Source organism: Citrobacter sp. 21OH12SH02A-Citro (assembly GCF_027919895.1).
GTDB lineage: Bacteria > Pseudomonadota > Gammaproteobacteria > Enterobacterales > Enterobacteriaceae > Citrobacter > Citrobacter braakii.
In genome coordinates this window covers 773,799-789,004 of the sequence record NZ_CP114801.1, presented here as the reverse complement: position 1 = coordinate 789,004, position 15,206 = coordinate 773,799, and the positions used below count along the sequence as shown (strand labels likewise).

Annotated in this window: 18 protein-coding genes and 2 pseudogenes; 13 read left to right on the top strand and 7 right to left on the bottom strand. The window is 49.5% G+C overall.

Features of this window, described 5'->3' with window-relative positions; translation table 11 throughout:
- A pseudogene (locus tag O6D90_RS03895) lies at positions 1 to 171 on the top strand (YggS family pyridoxal phosphate enzyme); the annotation flags it as partial.
- A 5-nt stretch (positions 172 to 176) separates the two neighbouring features.
- Here the strand turns inward: O6D90_RS03895 and O6D90_RS03890 are convergent.
- From O6D90_RS03890 to O6D90_RS03880, 3 genes and pseudogenes are all read right to left on the bottom strand, one after another.
- Complete coding sequence (locus tag O6D90_RS03890) at positions 177 to 596, bottom strand: DUF3828 domain-containing protein (protein ID WP_016157440.1); 420 nt, start codon at positions 594 to 596, stop codon at positions 177 to 179.
- Positions 596 to 1,033 (bottom strand): hypothetical protein, encoded by a 438-nt coding sequence (locus O6D90_RS03885; RefSeq protein WP_369707200.1) that lies wholly within the window; start codon positions 1,031 to 1,033, stop codon positions 596 to 598. Before O6D90_RS03885 ends, O6D90_RS03890 begins: the two co-directional genes overlap by 1 nt.
- 272 nt (positions 1,034 to 1,305) lie before the next feature.
- A pseudogene (locus O6D90_RS03880) lies at positions 1,306 to 1,431 on the bottom strand (type IV pili twitching motility protein PilT); the annotation flags it as partial.
- Between the two features lie 17 nt (positions 1,432 to 1,448).
- On the opposite strand from O6D90_RS03880, the gene O6D90_RS03875 reads away from it, so the two are divergent.
- From O6D90_RS03875 to O6D90_RS03840, 8 genes are all read left to right on the top strand, one after another.
- The gene (locus O6D90_RS03875; protein WP_016154400.1) at positions 1,449 to 2,153 is read left to right on the top strand and encodes a YggS family pyridoxal phosphate-dependent enzyme; all 705 of its coding nucleotides are present in this window, start codon (positions 1,449 to 1,451) and stop codon (positions 2,151 to 2,153) included.
- 18 nt (positions 2,154 to 2,171) lie between these two features.
- The gene (locus tag O6D90_RS03870) at positions 2,172 to 2,738 is read left to right on the top strand and encodes a YggT family protein (RefSeq protein WP_016154401.1); all 567 of its coding nucleotides are present in this window, start codon (positions 2,172 to 2,174) and stop codon (positions 2,736 to 2,738) included.
- Positions 2,735 to 3,025 (top strand): DUF167 family protein YggU, encoded by a 291-nt coding sequence (gene yggU, locus O6D90_RS03865; RefSeq protein WP_005123286.1) that lies wholly within the window; start codon positions 2,735 to 2,737, stop codon positions 3,023 to 3,025. The genes O6D90_RS03870 and yggU overlap by 4 nt, the downstream gene beginning before the upstream one ends.
- Before the next feature lie 7 nt (positions 3,026 to 3,032).
- Positions 3,033 to 3,626 (top strand): XTP/dITP diphosphatase, encoded by a 594-nt coding sequence (locus O6D90_RS03860; RefSeq protein WP_016154402.1) that lies wholly within the window; start codon positions 3,033 to 3,035, stop codon positions 3,624 to 3,626.
- Positions 3,619 to 4,755 carry a radical SAM family heme chaperone HemW gene (gene hemW, locus O6D90_RS03855; RefSeq protein ID WP_016157443.1) on the top strand — a complete coding sequence of 379 codons (1,137 nt, stop codon included), beginning with the start codon at positions 3,619 to 3,621 and terminating at the stop codon, positions 4,753 to 4,755. The genes O6D90_RS03860 and hemW overlap by 8 nt, the downstream gene beginning before the upstream one ends.
- Before the next feature lie 313 nt (positions 4,756 to 5,068).
- Positions 5,069 to 6,055 carry a TRAP transporter substrate-binding protein gene (locus tag O6D90_RS03850; protein WP_016157444.1) on the top strand — a complete coding sequence of 329 codons (987 nt, stop codon included), beginning with the start codon at positions 5,069 to 5,071 and terminating at the stop codon, positions 6,053 to 6,055.
- A gap of 44 nt (positions 6,056 to 6,099) precedes the next feature.
- On the top strand, positions 6,100 to 6,603 hold the full coding sequence (locus O6D90_RS03845) for a TRAP transporter small permease (protein ID WP_016157445.1): 504 nt from the start codon (positions 6,100 to 6,102) through the stop codon (positions 6,601 to 6,603).
- Positions 6,603 to 7,904: a TRAP transporter large permease gene (locus O6D90_RS03840; RefSeq protein WP_016157446.1), complete on the top strand. Its 1,302-nt coding sequence runs from the start codon at positions 6,603 to 6,605 to the stop codon at positions 7,902 to 7,904. The genes O6D90_RS03845 and O6D90_RS03840 overlap by 1 nt, the downstream gene beginning before the upstream one ends.
- A 63-nt stretch (positions 7,905 to 7,967) precedes the next feature.
- Here O6D90_RS03840 and ansB read toward each other — a convergent pair whose 3' ends face one another.
- The 4 genes from ansB to trmB all read right to left on the bottom strand — a co-directional run bounded on the left by ansB (position 7,968) and on the right by trmB (position 11,017).
- On the bottom strand, positions 7,968 to 9,014 hold the full coding sequence (gene ansB / locus O6D90_RS03835) for an L-asparaginase 2 (protein WP_016154404.1): 1,047 nt from the start codon (positions 9,012 to 9,014) through the stop codon (positions 7,968 to 7,970).
- 188 nt (positions 9,015 to 9,202) lie between these two features.
- Entirely contained in the window at positions 9,203 to 9,922 is a 720-nt protein-coding gene (locus O6D90_RS03830) for a DUF2884 domain-containing protein (protein ID WP_016157447.1), read from the bottom strand.
- A 49-nt stretch (positions 9,923 to 9,971) separates the two neighbouring features.
- Positions 9,972 to 10,298 carry a YggL family protein gene (locus O6D90_RS03825; protein ID WP_016154406.1) on the bottom strand — a complete coding sequence of 109 codons (327 nt, stop codon included), beginning with the start codon at positions 10,296 to 10,298 and terminating at the stop codon, positions 9,972 to 9,974.
- A complete protein-coding gene (gene trmB / locus O6D90_RS03820) occupies positions 10,298 to 11,017 on the bottom strand; it encodes a tRNA (guanosine(46)-N7)-methyltransferase TrmB (protein ID WP_016154407.1) in 720 nt (239 codons plus the stop codon). Before trmB ends, O6D90_RS03825 begins: the two co-directional genes overlap by 1 nt.
- 160 nt (positions 11,018 to 11,177) lie before the next feature.
- On the opposite strand from trmB, the gene mutY reads away from it, so the two are divergent.
- The 4 genes from mutY to O6D90_RS03800 all read left to right on the top strand — a co-directional run bounded on the left by mutY (position 11,178) and on the right by O6D90_RS03800 (position 15,180).
- A complete protein-coding gene (gene mutY / locus O6D90_RS03815; RefSeq protein WP_032932009.1) occupies positions 11,178 to 12,230 on the top strand; it encodes an A/G-specific adenine glycosylase in 1,053 nt (350 codons plus the stop codon).
- Between the two features lie 27 nt (positions 12,231 to 12,257).
- The gene (locus tag O6D90_RS03810; protein ID WP_016154409.1) at positions 12,258 to 12,533 is read left to right on the top strand and encodes an oxidative damage protection protein; all 276 of its coding nucleotides are present in this window, start codon (positions 12,258 to 12,260) and stop codon (positions 12,531 to 12,533) included.
- A 94-nt stretch (positions 12,534 to 12,627) separates the two neighbouring features.
- A complete protein-coding gene (gene mltC, locus O6D90_RS03805; protein ID WP_016154410.1) occupies positions 12,628 to 13,713 on the top strand; it encodes a membrane-bound lytic murein transglycosylase MltC in 1,086 nt (361 codons plus the stop codon).
- 210 nt (positions 13,714 to 13,923) lie between these two features.
- The gene (locus O6D90_RS03800) at positions 13,924 to 15,180 is read left to right on the top strand and encodes a nucleoside permease (RefSeq protein WP_016157449.1); all 1,257 of its coding nucleotides are present in this window, start codon (positions 13,924 to 13,926) and stop codon (positions 15,178 to 15,180) included.
- Positions 15,181 to 15,206: the final 26 nt, after the last annotated feature.

The window sequence follows — 15,206 nt, the reverse complement described above, 5'->3', positions numbered from 1 at the left end:
ATGAACGATATCGCGCATAACCTGGCACATGTCCGGGACAAAATCTCAGCCGCCGCGACGCGTTGCGGGCGGTCTTCAGAAGAAGTGATATTGCTTGCAGTCAGCAAAACCAAACCTGCGAGCGCCATCGAAGAAGCCATCGTCGCAGGATTATTTTCAATTGGTGAAAACAACGACTAATAGCGAGTAGTCACGCTCTTGATTTTCCATACACCTTTTTCTTCTACCATGCAGTCAATAACTTTTTGAGATGACTCACCTGTTCCAAATGTCAAATAGACATTGGTACAAATAGGATCAGCTATAATTAGATCAATACTAATATGCTTACTCCAGTCTTTATCGGCAAAATCCTGAACTTTTAGAAAATAATCCTCTTCAAGCTCATTGCTTCTATAAGCTTGCTTTAATTTATTCAATGTATCAATAATAACATAAGGCTCTAATGCCGTCGGTTCATCTGCAACTGGGATGATATTATGAGCAATCTGCTTGATATACCAGGCATTGAATTTTAATGCCTGAGTATCAGCAGGTATTATTCCTGCCATAGCAAACGATGAGAATAGAAAAGTAAATAATATCAATCGTTTCATCAGTTATGCCTATAGAGTTTATACGAGGGCTGATTTTTACGATAACCAGGTCCGGGATACACGCCATGTTCCTGTTTGAAATCTGACCACCAGTAATGTCCATCAAAAATCGCCATGTGCCCTGCTGTATTTCCTCCAGTATATGGTTGAATTATAGCAACATCACCTTTAATAGGATTGCCATATACTTCACGAAAACCAGCCAATACTAAATATTTCCCCATATTTTTAGCATTATCATGATGCAAGGATACGCCTCCATGTTCGATTGCTGCTGTTACTGCCCTGGCACAATAACCTGTAGCGTGCGCATGAGCATTATTCCTAACAAAATTTATAGCGGCTTCTTTATTCCACATTTGCAAAACCTCATTTATAAACGAAGAGTATGAAATATCACAAAGCGAACCATCACCTTGAACATTAAATGCTTCCAACTCTATTTATTGACATCACAAATATGCCCGCAAGCTGTATTTCCGATGTGTATTTCCGCTTAATAACAAATGAGGTTATAATATTTACCTTACCAAATATCTAATTTTTTGCTTTATTAGAAATAAATATCATCCCAAATTTTATAACTGTAGAATATTTACACTGGGGCAAACTGGAGCTGAATAAAACGAATTGAAATCCTGTCAGTTAAATCTGTTTACGTCCTCCTACAGACTCACATTTTTATACTCAGCCTATCTGCAGCCTTACCAGGCGTAGTAAATGGTGCGGTTTCGACTTTTCCACCTATGCGCCAGCGCGCAGGCCATGCATTGCACAGGTGTAGATCCGACACGTTATGCTTTACACTAAGGGCCACTATTTCTTCCATATTCATATGAACATCCTCGGAAAATGAACGATATCGCGCATAACCTGGCACATGTCCGGGACAAAATCTCAGCCGCCGCGACGCGTTGCGGGCGGTCTTCAGAAGAAGTTATGTTGCTTGCAGTCAGCAAAACCAAACCTGCGAGCGCCATCGAAGAAGCCATGACCGCAGGGCAGCGTGCCTTCGGTGAAAACTATGTCCAGGAAGGGGTGGATAAGATCCGCTACTTTCAGGAAAAAGGCGTTAACGATCTGCAGTGGCACTTTATCGGCCCGCTGCAGTCGAACAAAAGTCGTCTGGTAGCTGAACATTTTGACTGGTGCCATACGATTGATCGTCTGCGTATCGCTGCCCGTCTGAGCGAACAGCGCCCGGCGGAACTGCCGCCGCTCAATGTGTTGATTCAGATTAATATCAGCGATGAGAACAGTAAGTCAGGTATTCCGCTTGCAGAGCTTGACGCACTGGCCGCTGAGGTCGCCGCGCTGCCACGCATTACCCTGCGTGGTCTGATGGCGATTCCGGCGCCAGAGTCAGATTATGTAAGGCAGTTTGAAGTTGCACAGCAAATGGCGGTAGCATTTGCCGGGTTGAAAACACGCTACCCAAGTATCGACACGCTCTCACTGGGGATGTCTGATGATATGGATGCTGCCATTGCGGCGGGTAGCACGATGGTGCGCATCGGCACTGCCATTTTTGGTGCTCGTGATTACACTAAAAAATAAGGAAAACTAAGGAACACCATGAATACGTTGACCTTCCTGCTCTCAACGGTAATTGAGCTGTATACCATGGCGCTGCTGCTGCGCGTGTGGATGCAATGGTCTCGCTGCGATTTCTACAACCCGTTCTCGCAGTTTATTGTGAAAATCACTCAGCCCATTATTGGGCCGTTACGCCGTATTATTCCCCCGATGGGGCCAATTGACAGCGCATCGGCATTAGTTGCGCTCGTTCTGAGCTTTATCAAGGCCATCGTGCTGTTTAAGGTGGTTACGTTCCAGCCGATCATCTGGATCGCCGCCGTGCTGATTGTTCTGAAGACCATCGGACTGCTGATTTTCTGGGTTCTGCTGGTAATGGCGATTATGAGCTGGGTCAGCCAGGGCCGCAGCCCTGTGGAGTACGTGCTGATTCAACTGGCGGATCCGCTGCTGCGTCCTATTCGTCGCTTACTTCCAGGCATGGGCGGGATCGATTTCTCGCCAATGATCCTGGTTCTGCTGCTGTATGTCATTAACATGGGCATCGCAGAAGTGTTACAGGCGACAGGTAACATGCTGCTGCCGGGGCTGTGGATGGCGCTATGAGTGCCGTTACCCCCTGCGATGACGGTCTGGTTTTACGGCTCTACATTCAGCCTAAAGCCAGCCGTGACAGTATTGTAGGTTTACATGGCGACGAGCTAAAAGTCGCCATTACCGCCCCACCGGTTGATGGGCAAGCCAATAGCCATCTGGTGAAGTTTCTCGGCAAACAGTTCCGTGTGGCAAAAAGCCAGGTCGTCATTGAGAAGGGCGAGCTTGGTCGTCACAAACAGGTTAAAATCATTCATCCGCAACAGATCCCGCCCGAAATTGCGGCACTAACTGATTAGGTATCCCATGCAAAAAGTTGTCCTCGCGACCGGCAACGCCGGTAAAGTGCGTGAACTCGCCTCTCTTCTGAGTGATTTCGGTCTTGATGTTGTTGCTCAAACGGATCTGGGTGTTGATTCTGCAGAAGAGACCGGGCTGACGTTTATTGAGAACGCCATTCTGAAGGCACGTCATGCCGCGCAAATTACCGGTTTACCCGCCATTGCTGATGACTCCGGTCTGGCGGTAAATGCCCTTGGCGGCGCGCCGGGCATCTATTCAGCCCGCTATTCCGGCGAAGATGCAACCGATCAGCAGAACCTGGAAAAACTGCTCCACACCCTGCAGGATGTTCCTGATGACAAGCGCCAGGCACAATTCCACTGCGTGCTGGTGTATATGCGCCATGCAGACGATCCAACACCTGTGGTTTGCCACGGACGCTGGCCGGGCGTTATTGCCCGTGAACCTGCCGGAAACGGTGGTTTTGGCTACGACCCAATCTTCTTTGTGCCCTCTGAAGGGAAAACCGCCGCCGAACTGACCCGCGAAGAAAAGAGCGCGATTTCTCACCGCGGACAAGCGCTGAAGCTGCTGCTGGATGCCCTGCGTAATGGTTAAGCTTCCGCCGTTAAGTCTTTACATTCACATCCCGTGGTGCGTGCAGAAATGCCCGTACTGCGACTTCAACTCGCATGCGCTAAAAGGCGAAGTCCCTCATGACGACTATGTGCAGCATCTGCTGAGCGATCTGGATTCTGAGGTGGCCCACGCCCAGGGCCGTGAGGTAAAGACGATTTTTATCGGTGGTGGTACGCCGAGCCTGCTTTCTGGCCCGGCAATGCAAACGCTGCTCGACGGCGTGCGCGCACGGCTGAATCTCGCCGCAGATGCAGAAATCACGATGGAGGCGAATCCCGGTACGGTGGAAGCCGATCGCTTTGTGGATTATCAACGTGCTGGCGTAAACCGTATCTCCATTGGTGTACAGAGCTTTAGCTCCGCCAAACTCGAACGTCTGGGACGTATTCACGGGCCGGAAGAAGCCAAACGTGCAGCGCACCTGGCGAGCGGTCTGGGACTACGCAGCTTTAACCTCGACCTGATGCACGGTTTACCGGATCAGACGCTGGAAGAGGCGCTGGGCGATTTACAGCAGGCCATCGCGCTCAACCCACCGCATCTTTCCTGGTATCAGTTGACCATCGAACCGAATACGCTGTTCGGGTCCCGACCACCGGTATTACCGGACGACGACGCGCTGTGGGATATTTTTGAGCAAGGCCACCAGTTGCTTACCGCCGCGGGGTATCAGCAGTACGAAACCTCAGCCTACGCCAGACCGGGTTATCAGTGTCAGCACAACCTAAATTACTGGCGTTTTGGCGACTACTTAGGCATTGGTTGCGGCGCGCACGGCAAAGTCACTTTCCCAGACGGTCGCATCCTGCGCACTACCAAAACGCGACATCCGCGCGGATACATGCAAGGACGTTATCTGGAAAGCCAGCGAGATGTCGCCGAGGCCGATAAGCCGTTTGAGTTCTTTATGAACCGTTTCCGGCTGCTGGAAGCCGCGCCTCGCGCGGAGTTCACGCAATATACCGGGCTTACCGAAGACGTTATTCGTCGACAGATCGATGAGGCCATTGCCCAGGGCTATCTGAGTGAATGCGATGAACACTGGCAGATTACCCAACACGGTAAGCTATTTTTGAATTCTCTGCTGGAGCTGTTTCTGGCGGAGTAATCTCTGTGCGCCTGTCGGCGCATTTTCTTCTACAAATTCCTCTAAATATTGTACTCGGAAAAACCGAGTACAATGCACGTCATTTATTGACAATACCCATATTAATTATTTTATTCATTTTAAATAGCCTCTTCACCAACATAAATATATTGAACACAGCGCACAAAATAAGATCAAACTGCTGCCATGCAAAAGGTATGTGATCTATATAGTGGATAGATGTCTGACAACTATATTAATTTATCATACAGAAAAAGGTGAACCATCATCAGATGTCAACCAATTACTGTACCTTAAAGCACGGAGCTTACTTATGAAAATCAAAACCTTTTCCCGCTCGCTAGTCTGTGCGTCCTTGTTGGCGCTACTTAGCACTGGCGCAAATGCTGCTGAAAAAGTGACTCTCAAACTGGCACACAACCTTGAACGTAGCCATGTGGTTCACCAGGCTTTCGAAGAAATGGCCAAAGAGGTAAAACAACTCTCCGACGGTAAAATGATTGTACGTATATATCCCAGTAGCCAAATGGGTAATGCCCGAGAAACGATGGAGTTGTTACAAAATGGCGCGTTGGATATGACAAAAGGTTCTGCCAGTGATTTAGAGTCATTTGATAATATTTATGCCATTTATAATTTACCTTTCTTATTTAAAGATCAAAACCATTTCAATAACGTTGTATTTGGTGAGGTAGGTAAAGACATTATGGAATCCACAAAAGAAAAGGGATTCTTTGCGTTATCTGCTTACGTTGCCGGCACGCGTAGTTTTTATGCCAAAAAACCTATTACCAAACCAGAGGATCTGAAAGGTCTGAAAGTCCGCGTTCAACCCAGCCCCACAACCATTAAAATGGTTGAACTGATGGGCGGATCGCCGACCCCCATTTCCTTCGGTGAGGTTTATACCGCTATGCAACAAGGTGTAGTGGATGGCGCAGAGAATAACGTTCCATCGTGGGTGCAAACACGTCATATCGAAATAGCTAAAGTCTTCTCCGAAGATGAGCACGCCTCTATTCCAGATTTTCTCGTTATCTCAACCAAAACATGGAATAAGCTGACCCCGGAGCAACAACAGATCCTTCGTCAAGCGGCTAAAAATTCCGAGGCTTATCAACAAAAGTTGTGGGATAAAATCGATGCTGATACCCGCGCTCAAGCAAAAGCTATGGGTGGCGAGATTATCAAAGTTGATAAAGCCCCTTTCCGCGCCGCTGTTCAACCGCTGTTTGATGACTTCAAAAAAGACCCAAAACATGCAGCCCTGCTGGCGAAGTTTGAAGACGCAGTACAATAACCCTTTGGGCCATTAATTGGCCCTGTTTCACCAGGAAACTCACCATGATATTTAACCGCCTTAAGCTTGCGGTAGACCGCGTCATTGCCGCATTTTCGGTCATCGTAATGATTGCGCTGGTCATGTGCGTAGTCTGGCAAGTTTTTAGCCGCTACGTGCTCAATCAGCCCAGCACCTTAACTGACGAACTGGCACGCTTCTTAATGATCTGGGTCGGATTATTAGGTGCAGCCTATACCGTAGGCGCCCAGCGCCACCTGTCTATCGATCTACTGTTCATGTCGATTAATAAACGTAAACAGGCGTTATTGAGCTTATTCATTAATCTGCTGATTTTTGGCTTTGCAGGTTCAGTCATCGTTACAGGCGGTATCAAGCTGATTAATAAAACGCTGGCAACGGTGCAAGTTTCTGCGGCCATGCAAATTCCAATGGGTTACGTGTATATCATCCTGCCGCTAAGCGGCGCAGTCATGATGTTCTATGCCCTGTGGTTTATTCACCAAAATATTCAGCAACTGAAACAATCTTCGCAGGGAGTAATTTGATGGAAGGCTATATCGCACTAACCCTGTTTGGCTGCTTCTTTGTCCTGGTGTTCATTGGCGTACCTATTTCGTTCTCTATCGGTATCGCCACTGTAGCCTCAATGCTGCTGATGTTTCCTTGGGATGTTGCCGTTATCACTGTCTCTCAACGTCTGGCAAACGGATTAGATAATTTTGCCCTATTGGCGATCCCGTTTTTCATTTTCGCAGGTACGCTGATGAACAGCGGTGGGATCGCCATCCGGCTAATTAACCTGGCGCAGGTGATGGTTGGGCGAGTTCCCGGCTCACTTGGTCATGTCAACGTGCTGGCAAACATGATGTTTGGTTCGATATCCGGCTCTGCCGTTGCCGCAGCTGCAGCCGTTGGCGGTACGCTTAATCCTATTCAGACAAAGCAAGGATACGACCCAACCTTCTCGACAGCCGTTAACGTTTCCTCCTGCATTACCGGGCTGTTAATTCCACCCTCAAATGTGTTAATTGTGTTTTCTCTTACTGCTGGCGGTGTTTCAGTTGCTTCGTTGTTTATGGCAGGTTATTTACCAGGGATCCTGATGGGGCTTTCGATCATGGTGGTATGCGCCATTATCGCCAAACGCCGTGGTTATCCCCTGTCGGAAAGGCCAACCTGCGCGCAGGCAGTAAAAGCACTTCTGGATGCGCTACCGAGTCTGTTACTGGTCATCATTGTGATGGGGGGTATTTTAGGTGGGATCTTTACCGCAACAGAAGCCTCAGCGATTGCGGTCGTCTACACCTTCATTCTCTCGGTGCTGATTTACCGGGAAGTAAAATGGCGCGATTTACCAAAGCTGATCCTGGAATCAGTCGTGATGACCTCTATCGTACTGTTACTGATCGGCTTCTCTGTCGGCATGTCCTGGGCGATGACCAATGCCGATATTCCCTACATGATCAGTGACACATTAATGGGTATTTCCGATAATCCACTGATTATCCTACTGTTAATCAATATTGTACTACTGGTTGTTGGGATCTTTATGGATATGACACCGGCAGTCCTGATCTTTACCCCCATTTTCTTGCCAATCGCTCAAGAGTTAGGTATGGATCCGGTACATTTCGGCATCATGATGGTCGCCAACCTGTGCATTGGTCTGCTGACACCGCCGGTAGGAAGTGCATTGTTTGTAGGCTGTTCGATTTCTGGCGTGAAGATCCAGCAATTGATCAAACCCCTGCTGCCGTTTTACGCCGCATTGCTGGTTGCACTGATGATGATCGTATACATTCCACAGATCTCTCTGTTTATTCCACAGATGCTGGGGTTGATGTAAATACGAAGAGTAACTATCTCTGGAGAATGCCCCAACGCTACGGGAGGGGCATTTTTTATGCCATTAATACTGATTAAACATTTCCTGGATCTGCTTAGGATCCTTGGTTTGGGTCAGAGCCAGTTGCAGCAGAACACGCGCTTTTTGCGGGTTCAGAGAGCCTGAAGCCACAAATCCGTATTTCGCATCATCAACTTCAGCATCCTGGGTGGTGGCGCCCGTTGGTACACGGGATGAGCGCACCACAACAGTACCTTTATGCGCGGCAGTTGCCAGCGTATCGAAAATGGTTTTATACAGGTTACCGTTACCTACACCCGCACTGACGATCCCGGCGTAACCCGCGTCTACCAATGCTTTGGCTGGCAGATCGGAGGCGTTAGCGTAGTTGTAAACAATCCCAACTTTCGGCAGCTCGGTCAGCTTAGATACATCGAACGGCGTGGATGTGGTGTGTTTTCGCGCAGGCGTACGCTGGTAGTCGATTTTACCGTTATGGATATAACCCAGCGGACCATAGTTAACGGATTTGAAAGTAGCGACATCCGTAGTGTTAGTTTTGGTCACGTCGCGACCATCCATAACGGTGTCGTTCATCACCACCAGCACACCACGGTTGGCAGAGGCTTTGTCTGCGGCGGTTACCACGGCGTTATACAGGTTGAACGGGCCATCAGCGCTCATACCTGTAGACGGACGCATTGCGCCGACCAGCACCACCGGCTTGTTGCACTTGACGGTGAGATCGAGGAAATAGGCGGTTTCTTCCATGGTATCCGTACCATGTGTTACCACGAAGCCGTCAGTTTTATCACACTCGGTATTAATCTTTTTCGCCAGCGTTAGCCAGACTTCGTCATTCATATCCTGGGAGCCGATGTTTACCACCTGCTCGCCTTTCACAACGGCGATATCTTTCAACTGAGGTACGGCATCAACCAAATTTTCTACGCCGACTTTGCCTGCCGTGTAGTTAGATTTTGTTGCGGAGTCACCACCGCCGGCAATCGTCCCGCCGGTAGCTAAAATAGTGATGTTTGGCAGTGCAAGCGCCGCGCCGCTGAAACCCATAACCAGTGCGGCAAGTGCCGTTCTCTTGAAAAACTCCATGTTATTTCTCCAGTTACTTGAATTTGCAGCATTATGTCTATCTTACAGATGAATAATGTGACGCCATCCAATTAACCAGATTTATATCTCCATCAAATTGTTATTCTTAGAGATGGATATCAAAAAAACAGAAAAATACAAAATAAAACGACACAGAATGTTTCTGTGCCGTTAAAAAGAGGTGAAGATTATTTCAGAGTGCTAACCAGCGTTTTACGATCGTTTTCCAGCGTCACGACGCGGGCGCAGACATCTTTGCCAAACTGCTGGAAGTCTTGTTCCTGATTCTTCCATTCGTTCTGAATTGAGGTTTGCAAACCTCCGAGGCTTCCGAGCACGCCCTGCAGCGGATTACCACCGCCTTTGAGCACAGCTTTCGCCCCCATCTCGTTGATGCTGTCCTGCAAAATACCGCCCATCGCCTGATTGACCAGCTGTTGTCCATCCGCGCGGACCTGATCAATCGCCTTATAATGGAAGGTCAGGCCGTCAGTGCGATGCTCAATAATGCGGTTCATCTGCTCTTTCAATTGCGCATCCAGCTTAGTTAAGCGGCCACGCATGTTGCTGCTTTCGCCGACCTCTTTGGCGATGATTTTATCCAGCGCCACGCGACCTTTCTCCACGCGCGCTCTGGCACCTTCATCAATCCACGGCAGGCTGCTACGCAACGCCGCCTGATAATCTTTAGCCTGCTCACGCTGCGCGGCGTTCAGGTTGTACTGTTTACCGTTAAAGGTGACATCACCGGCCTGGGTAATGACCAGGTTGCCGTTCTCACCCTTCACCTGTACCGTTTGTGGACTCAAAATCACATCGTCACGCGGGGTGACGCTGCACTGATAATCAGCATGTGCGGCCATCGCCGTGAACGTTAGGACTGCCGCCAGCAGCGTTTTGCGCATCATATCTTTCCCTCAATACAAATTGGGCCGGCATTTGCCGACCCTTTGCTACTTAGTCCCACCAAATATCGAAAAGTTCGCTGGTGCGCACTTCTTCGAGTTTGTGCTCTTCCAGCCACTTACGCACGATAGCCTGATGTTCTTCGGTGCATTTGCCGATTTCCTGCAGACAGATCAGACCTTCCCAGGCCAGATAGCCGCTGCCGTCAAAGGCCAGCTTGTTCGGTTCGATAACTTCATTGATAAAATCATCAACGATTTGATCGACCTGCTCTCCAGATGTACCTTCCGGGAAACGCCATGCAACCGAAAATCCTACTTCCTGGAATTCGTCGATGTGCATTTTTTTACGCAGACGACGGCTACGGTTCTTTGCCATTATTTCACCCTCTCGAACATTAAGTCCCATACGCCGTGGCCAAGACGATGACCACGTTGTTCAAATTTGGTTACCGGGCGCGATTCCGGGCGCGGTACATAATCGTTACTCTCTGACTGGTTTTTATACCCGTCAATCGAGGACATCACTTCAAGCATGTGCTCCGCATAGGCTTCCCAGTCGGTTGCCATGTGGAACACGCCGCCCAGCTTCAGCTTGCTTAAGATATGCTCAGCAAACGGTACCTGAACGATACGGCGTTTATTATGACGTGCTTTATGCCACGGGTCAGGGAAAAACAGCTGAACCATAGATAAAGAATTGTCAGGAATCATTTTATGCAGGACTTCGACGGCATCATGGCACATGACACGCAGGTTCTCGACGCCCTCTTCATGAGCTGAAGCCAGACACGCGCCAACGCCCGGTGAGTGAACCTCAATGCCGAGGAAATTTTGCTCCGGACGCGCTTTCGCCATCGCCACCAGCGAAGCCCCCATACCAAAACCAATTTCAAGCGTGACTGGCGCATCGCGACCAAACAGCGCAGCGAAATCCACAGGTTCTTCGCTGAACTCAACGCCCATCACCGGCCAGTAGTTTTCCAGCGCGTGTTCCTGCCCTTTCGTCAGTCGCCCCTGGCGACGAACAAAACTACGAATCCGGCGCAGAGGGCGGCCGTTTTCATCAAATTCCGGTGAAATGACGTCGTTCTTCATAAAAGTTTAGTCTGCTGTGTTTGAGTTCTGAAAACGGGCATTATCCAAAGTTAGTTGCCGGATGCAAGTAAAGGAAGAAAGTGAGCAGCGGAAAGTTCCGGTTTACACCCCGTTGCCGCTGTGCTGCAATCTTGCCCCCGGCAATAATGAAACGGTAATCATGCAAGCGTCTCAATTCTCGGCTCAGGTTTTGAGCTGGTACGACAAATACGGGCGGAAAACGCTGCCCTGGCAAATTGATAAGACGCCTTACAAAGTATGGCTCTCTGAGGTGATGCTGCAACAAACTCAGGTTGCGACCGTTATCCCCTACTTTGAGCGCTTTATGGCGCGCTTCCCAACGGTAACGGATTTAGCCCATGCGCCGCTGGATGAAGTCCTGCATTTATGGACCGGGCTGGGCTATTACGCTCGAGCGCGTAATCTGCATAAAGCCGCGCAACAGGTTGTGACGCAGCACGGCGGCTCATTCCCGCAAACCTTTGATGAAGTGGCCGCCCTGCCAGGCGTCGGACGTTCAACTGCAGGCGCGATCCTTTCGCTCTCCCTGGGTCAGCATTTTCCGATTCTTGACGGTAACGTCAAACGTGTGCTGGCTCGCTGTTATGCTGTAAGCGGCTGGCCGGGTAAAAAAGAGGTCGAAAAGAAACTGTGGGAGTTGAGCGAGCAGGTTACGCCAGCCCATGGGGTTGAACGGTTTAATCAGGCGATGATGGATTTAGGCGCCATGGTCTGTACGCGCTCAAAACCCAAATGTTCCCTGTGTCCGTTGGAAAATGGCTGTGTGGCGAGCGCCAATGCAAGCTGGGCGCTGTACCCGGGTAAAAAGCCCAAACAGACATTACCAGAACGGACGGGCTATTTTTTACTGATGCAGCATGAAAACGAGGTGTTGCTCGCGCAGCGACCACCCAGCGGCTTATGGGGTGGCTTATACTGTTTTCCGCAGTTTGATGATGAGGATGGGCTACGCGACTGGCTGGCGCAACGGCAAATTAACGCAGATAATCTGACCCAACTTAATGCGTTTCGCCATACCTTTAGCCATTTCCACTTAGATATTGTGCCTATGTGGCTTCCCGTGTCCTCATTCACCTCATGCATGGATGAAGGCAACGCGCTCTGGTATAACTTAGCGCAACCGCCGTCGGTCGGACTGGCGGCCCCCGTGGAGCGTTTGTTACAGCAATTACGTGCCGGCACACAGGTTTAACGTACCGGTCGATAAAGAGGATTTTTTATGAGCAGAACGATTTTTTGTACTTTCCTGCAACGCGAAGCAGAAGGACAGGATTTTCAGCTGTACCCGGGCGATCTGGGAAAACGCATCTATAACGAGATTTCTAAAGAAGCATGGGCGCAATGGCAGCATAAACAAACCATGCTGATTAACGAGAAGAAACTCAATATGATGAACGTTGAACACCGTAAGTTACTGGAACAGGAGATGATTAACTTCCTGTTTGAAGGTAAGGATGTGCATATTGAAGGCTATACGCCTGAAGAAAAAAAATAAGCATCGCTTGCTGGCAATCTCGTAGGCCGGATAGGGTGCTTGCACCGCCATCCGGCAAAACGATACAACAACAAACACAACACGCACTCCCGGAATGATGAAAAAATTTCTCGCGCTTGCCGTTATCGCGCCGTTGCTCATCTCCTGTTCCAGTTCGACCAAAAAAGGCGATTCCTATAACGAAGCCTGGGTCAAGGATACCAACGGTTTTGATATTCTGATGGGGCAATTTGCCCATAACATTGAGAATCTGTGGGGATTTAAGGAAGTGCTGATTGCGGGTCCGAAGGACTACGTAAAGTATACCGATCAGTATCAAACCCGCAGCCATATCAATTTTGATGACGGTACGATAACCGTCGAGACCATTGCCGGGACAGATCCAGCCGGACATCTGCGTCTAGCGATTATCAAGACGTTGCTGATGGGTGATGATCCGGGTTCTATCGACCTCTATTCCGATGTCGACGACATTAAGATTTCCAAAGAGCCGTTCCTGTACGGGCAGGTAGTCGATAATACCGGCCAGCCTATTCGTTGGGAGGGACGTGCAACCAATTTTGCCAACTACCTGCTACAAACGCGACTGAAAAAGCGCAGCAATGGCTTGCGTATCATCTATAGCGTGACGATCAATCTGGTCCCGAACCACCTTGATAAGCGCGCGCATAAATACGTCGGCATGGTACGTCAGGCTTCACGTAAGTATGGCGTCGACGAGTCACTGATTCTGGCCATCATGCAAACCGAATCCTCGTTTAACCCGTATGCGGTCAGCCATGCCGATGCGCTGGGACTCATGCAGGTGGTACAACACAGCGCCGGAAAAGATGTGTTCCGTTCGCAGGGGCGCTCAGGCACGCCAAGCCGTAGCTTCTTGTTTGACCCGGCCAGCAACATTGATACCGGTACTGCCTATCTGGCAATGCTGAATAATGTCTATTTGGGCGGCATTGATAATCCGACCTCGCGTCGCTATGCGGTGATCACCGCGTATAACGGCGGCGCGGGCAGCGTGCTGCGCGTGTTCTCGAACGATAAAATACAGGCCGCAAACATCATTAACAGCATGTCCCCTGGGGACGTTTATCAAACGCTGACCACCCGACACCCATCTGCTGAATCACGCCGATATCTTTACAAGGTCAATTCCGCACAAAAATCATATCGTCGCCGCTAATGTATCCCTCTCTTGCCCCCTAAAACGGGGGCCTGAAGAGGGAAAAACGTTAACTCCATCACTCTTTTGCTTTGCAATCCGAAATTGTTTGCAAATATTTGTCACAGGTAACAAAAAAAGAGTGCCTCTCGTTGATAGAATCACATCATATAGCCACGGCAAATGTGCCTTTTAAAACATTCATCCGCATTACGGTGTGAGGAAATTAACATGAATCTTAAGCTGCAGCTGAAAGTTCTCTCGTTTCTGCAGTTCTGCTTATGGGGTAGTTGGCTCACTACCCTCGGCTCCTATATGTTTGTCACCCTTAAATTTGATGGTGCATCCATTGGCGCGGTGTACAGCTCGCTGGGGATCGCCGCCGTGTTTATGCCTACGCTGTTAGGGATCGTGGCTGACAAATGGATCAGTGCGAAATGGGTGTACACCATTTGTCACCTGGTCGGCGCAGCAACGCTGTTCGCCGCAGCGGAAGTCACCACGCCAGGCGCCATGTTCTTTGTGATCTTGCTTAACTCCCTGGCCTATATGCCAACGTTGGGGTTAATCAACACCATCTCTTACTATCGCCTGCAATCAGCCGGGATGGATATTGTTACAGACTTCCCGCCAATCCGTATCTGGGGCACCATCGGCTTTATTCTGGCGATGTGGGCGGTAAGCTTCTCCGGCTTTGAACTGAGCCATATGCAGCTGTATATCGGCGCGACGCTGTCCGTCGTATTGGCGCTGTTTACCCTGACGCTGCCGCATATCCCGGTCGCCAATCAGCAGAAAAACCAGAGCTGGTCTTCCATGTTGGGCCTGGATGCCTTCGCGCTATTTAAAAACAAGCGTATGGCGATTTTCTTCATCTTCTCTATGATGCTGGGCGCAGAGCTGCAAATTACCAATATGTTCGGTAATACCTTCCTGCACAGCTTCGATAACAATCCGCTGTTCTCCGGCAGCTTCATCGTTGAACACGCGTCAGTGATGATGTCGATTTCGCAGATCTCCGAGACGCTGTTTATCCTGACCATCCCGTTCTTCTTAAGCCGTTACGGTATTAAGAACGTGATGCTTATCAGTATCGTGGCGTGGATGCTGCGCTTTGGCCTGTTTGCCTACGGCGATCCAACACCGTTCGGTACCGTGCTGCTGGTTCTGTCGATGATTGTTTACGGCTGCGCCTTCGACTTCTTCAACATCTCTGGCTCCGTGTTTGTAGAGAAAGAAGTTCGCCCTGAAATCCGCGCCAGCGCACAAGGCATGTTCCTGATGATGACCAACGGCTTCGGTTGTATTCTGGGCGGTCTGGTGAGCGGTAAAGTAGTTGAACACTATACGCTGAACGGTATTACCGATTGGCAGACCGTGTGGCTGATCTTCGCAGGTTACTCGCTGGTTCTGGCTTTTGCCTTCGTTGCGCTGTTTAAATACAAACACGTACGCGTTCCGGCAGGCGCCCAGACTATCGCGCACTAATCTTTATTGATTAAATAGGGTCACCT

Coding starts and splice junctions, on each gene's coding strand:
- O6D90_RS03825 (WP_016154406.1), bottom strand. CDS start 10,298: ATGGCAAAGAACCGTAGCCGTCGTCTGCGTAAAAAAATGCACATCGAC.
- hemW (WP_016157443.1), top strand. CDS start 3,619: ATGGTTAAGCTTCCGCCGTTAAGTCTTTACATTCACATCCCGTGGTGC.
- O6D90_RS03810 (WP_016154409.1), top strand. CDS start 12,258: ATGAGCAGAACGATTTTTTGTACTTTCCTGCAACGCGAAGCAGAAGGA.
- O6D90_RS03850 (WP_016157444.1), top strand. CDS start 5,069: ATGAAAATCAAAACCTTTTCCCGCTCGCTAGTCTGTGCGTCCTTGTTG.
- O6D90_RS03890 (WP_016157440.1), bottom strand. CDS start 596: ATGAAACGATTGATATTATTTACTTTTCTATTCTCATCGTTTGCTATG.
- O6D90_RS03860 (WP_016154402.1), top strand. CDS start 3,033: ATGCAAAAAGTTGTCCTCGCGACCGGCAACGCCGGTAAAGTGCGTGAA.
- O6D90_RS03845 (WP_016157445.1), top strand. CDS start 6,100: ATGATATTTAACCGCCTTAAGCTTGCGGTAGACCGCGTCATTGCCGCA.
- mltC (WP_016154410.1), top strand. CDS start 12,628: ATGATGAAAAAATTTCTCGCGCTTGCCGTTATCGCGCCGTTGCTCATC.
- trmB (WP_016154407.1), bottom strand. CDS start 11,017: ATGAAGAACGACGTCATTTCACCGGAATTTGATGAAAACGGCCGCCCT.
- O6D90_RS03840 (WP_016157446.1), top strand. CDS start 6,603: ATGGAAGGCTATATCGCACTAACCCTGTTTGGCTGCTTCTTTGTCCTG.
- O6D90_RS03875 (WP_016154400.1), top strand. CDS start 1,449: ATGAACGATATCGCGCATAACCTGGCACATGTCCGGGACAAAATCTCA.
- ansB (WP_016154404.1), bottom strand. CDS start 9,014: ATGGAGTTTTTCAAGAGAACGGCACTTGCCGCACTGGTTATGGGTTTC.
- O6D90_RS03830 (WP_016157447.1), bottom strand. CDS start 9,922: ATGATGCGCAAAACGCTGCTGGCGGCAGTCCTAACGTTCACGGCGATG.
- O6D90_RS03800 (WP_016157449.1), top strand. CDS start 13,924: ATGAATCTTAAGCTGCAGCTGAAAGTTCTCTCGTTTCTGCAGTTCTGC.
- mutY (WP_032932009.1), top strand. CDS start 11,178: ATGCAAGCGTCTCAATTCTCGGCTCAGGTTTTGAGCTGGTACGACAAA.
- yggU (WP_005123286.1), top strand. CDS start 2,735: ATGAGTGCCGTTACCCCCTGCGATGACGGTCTGGTTTTACGGCTCTAC.
- O6D90_RS03870 (WP_016154401.1), top strand. CDS start 2,172: ATGAATACGTTGACCTTCCTGCTCTCAACGGTAATTGAGCTGTATACC.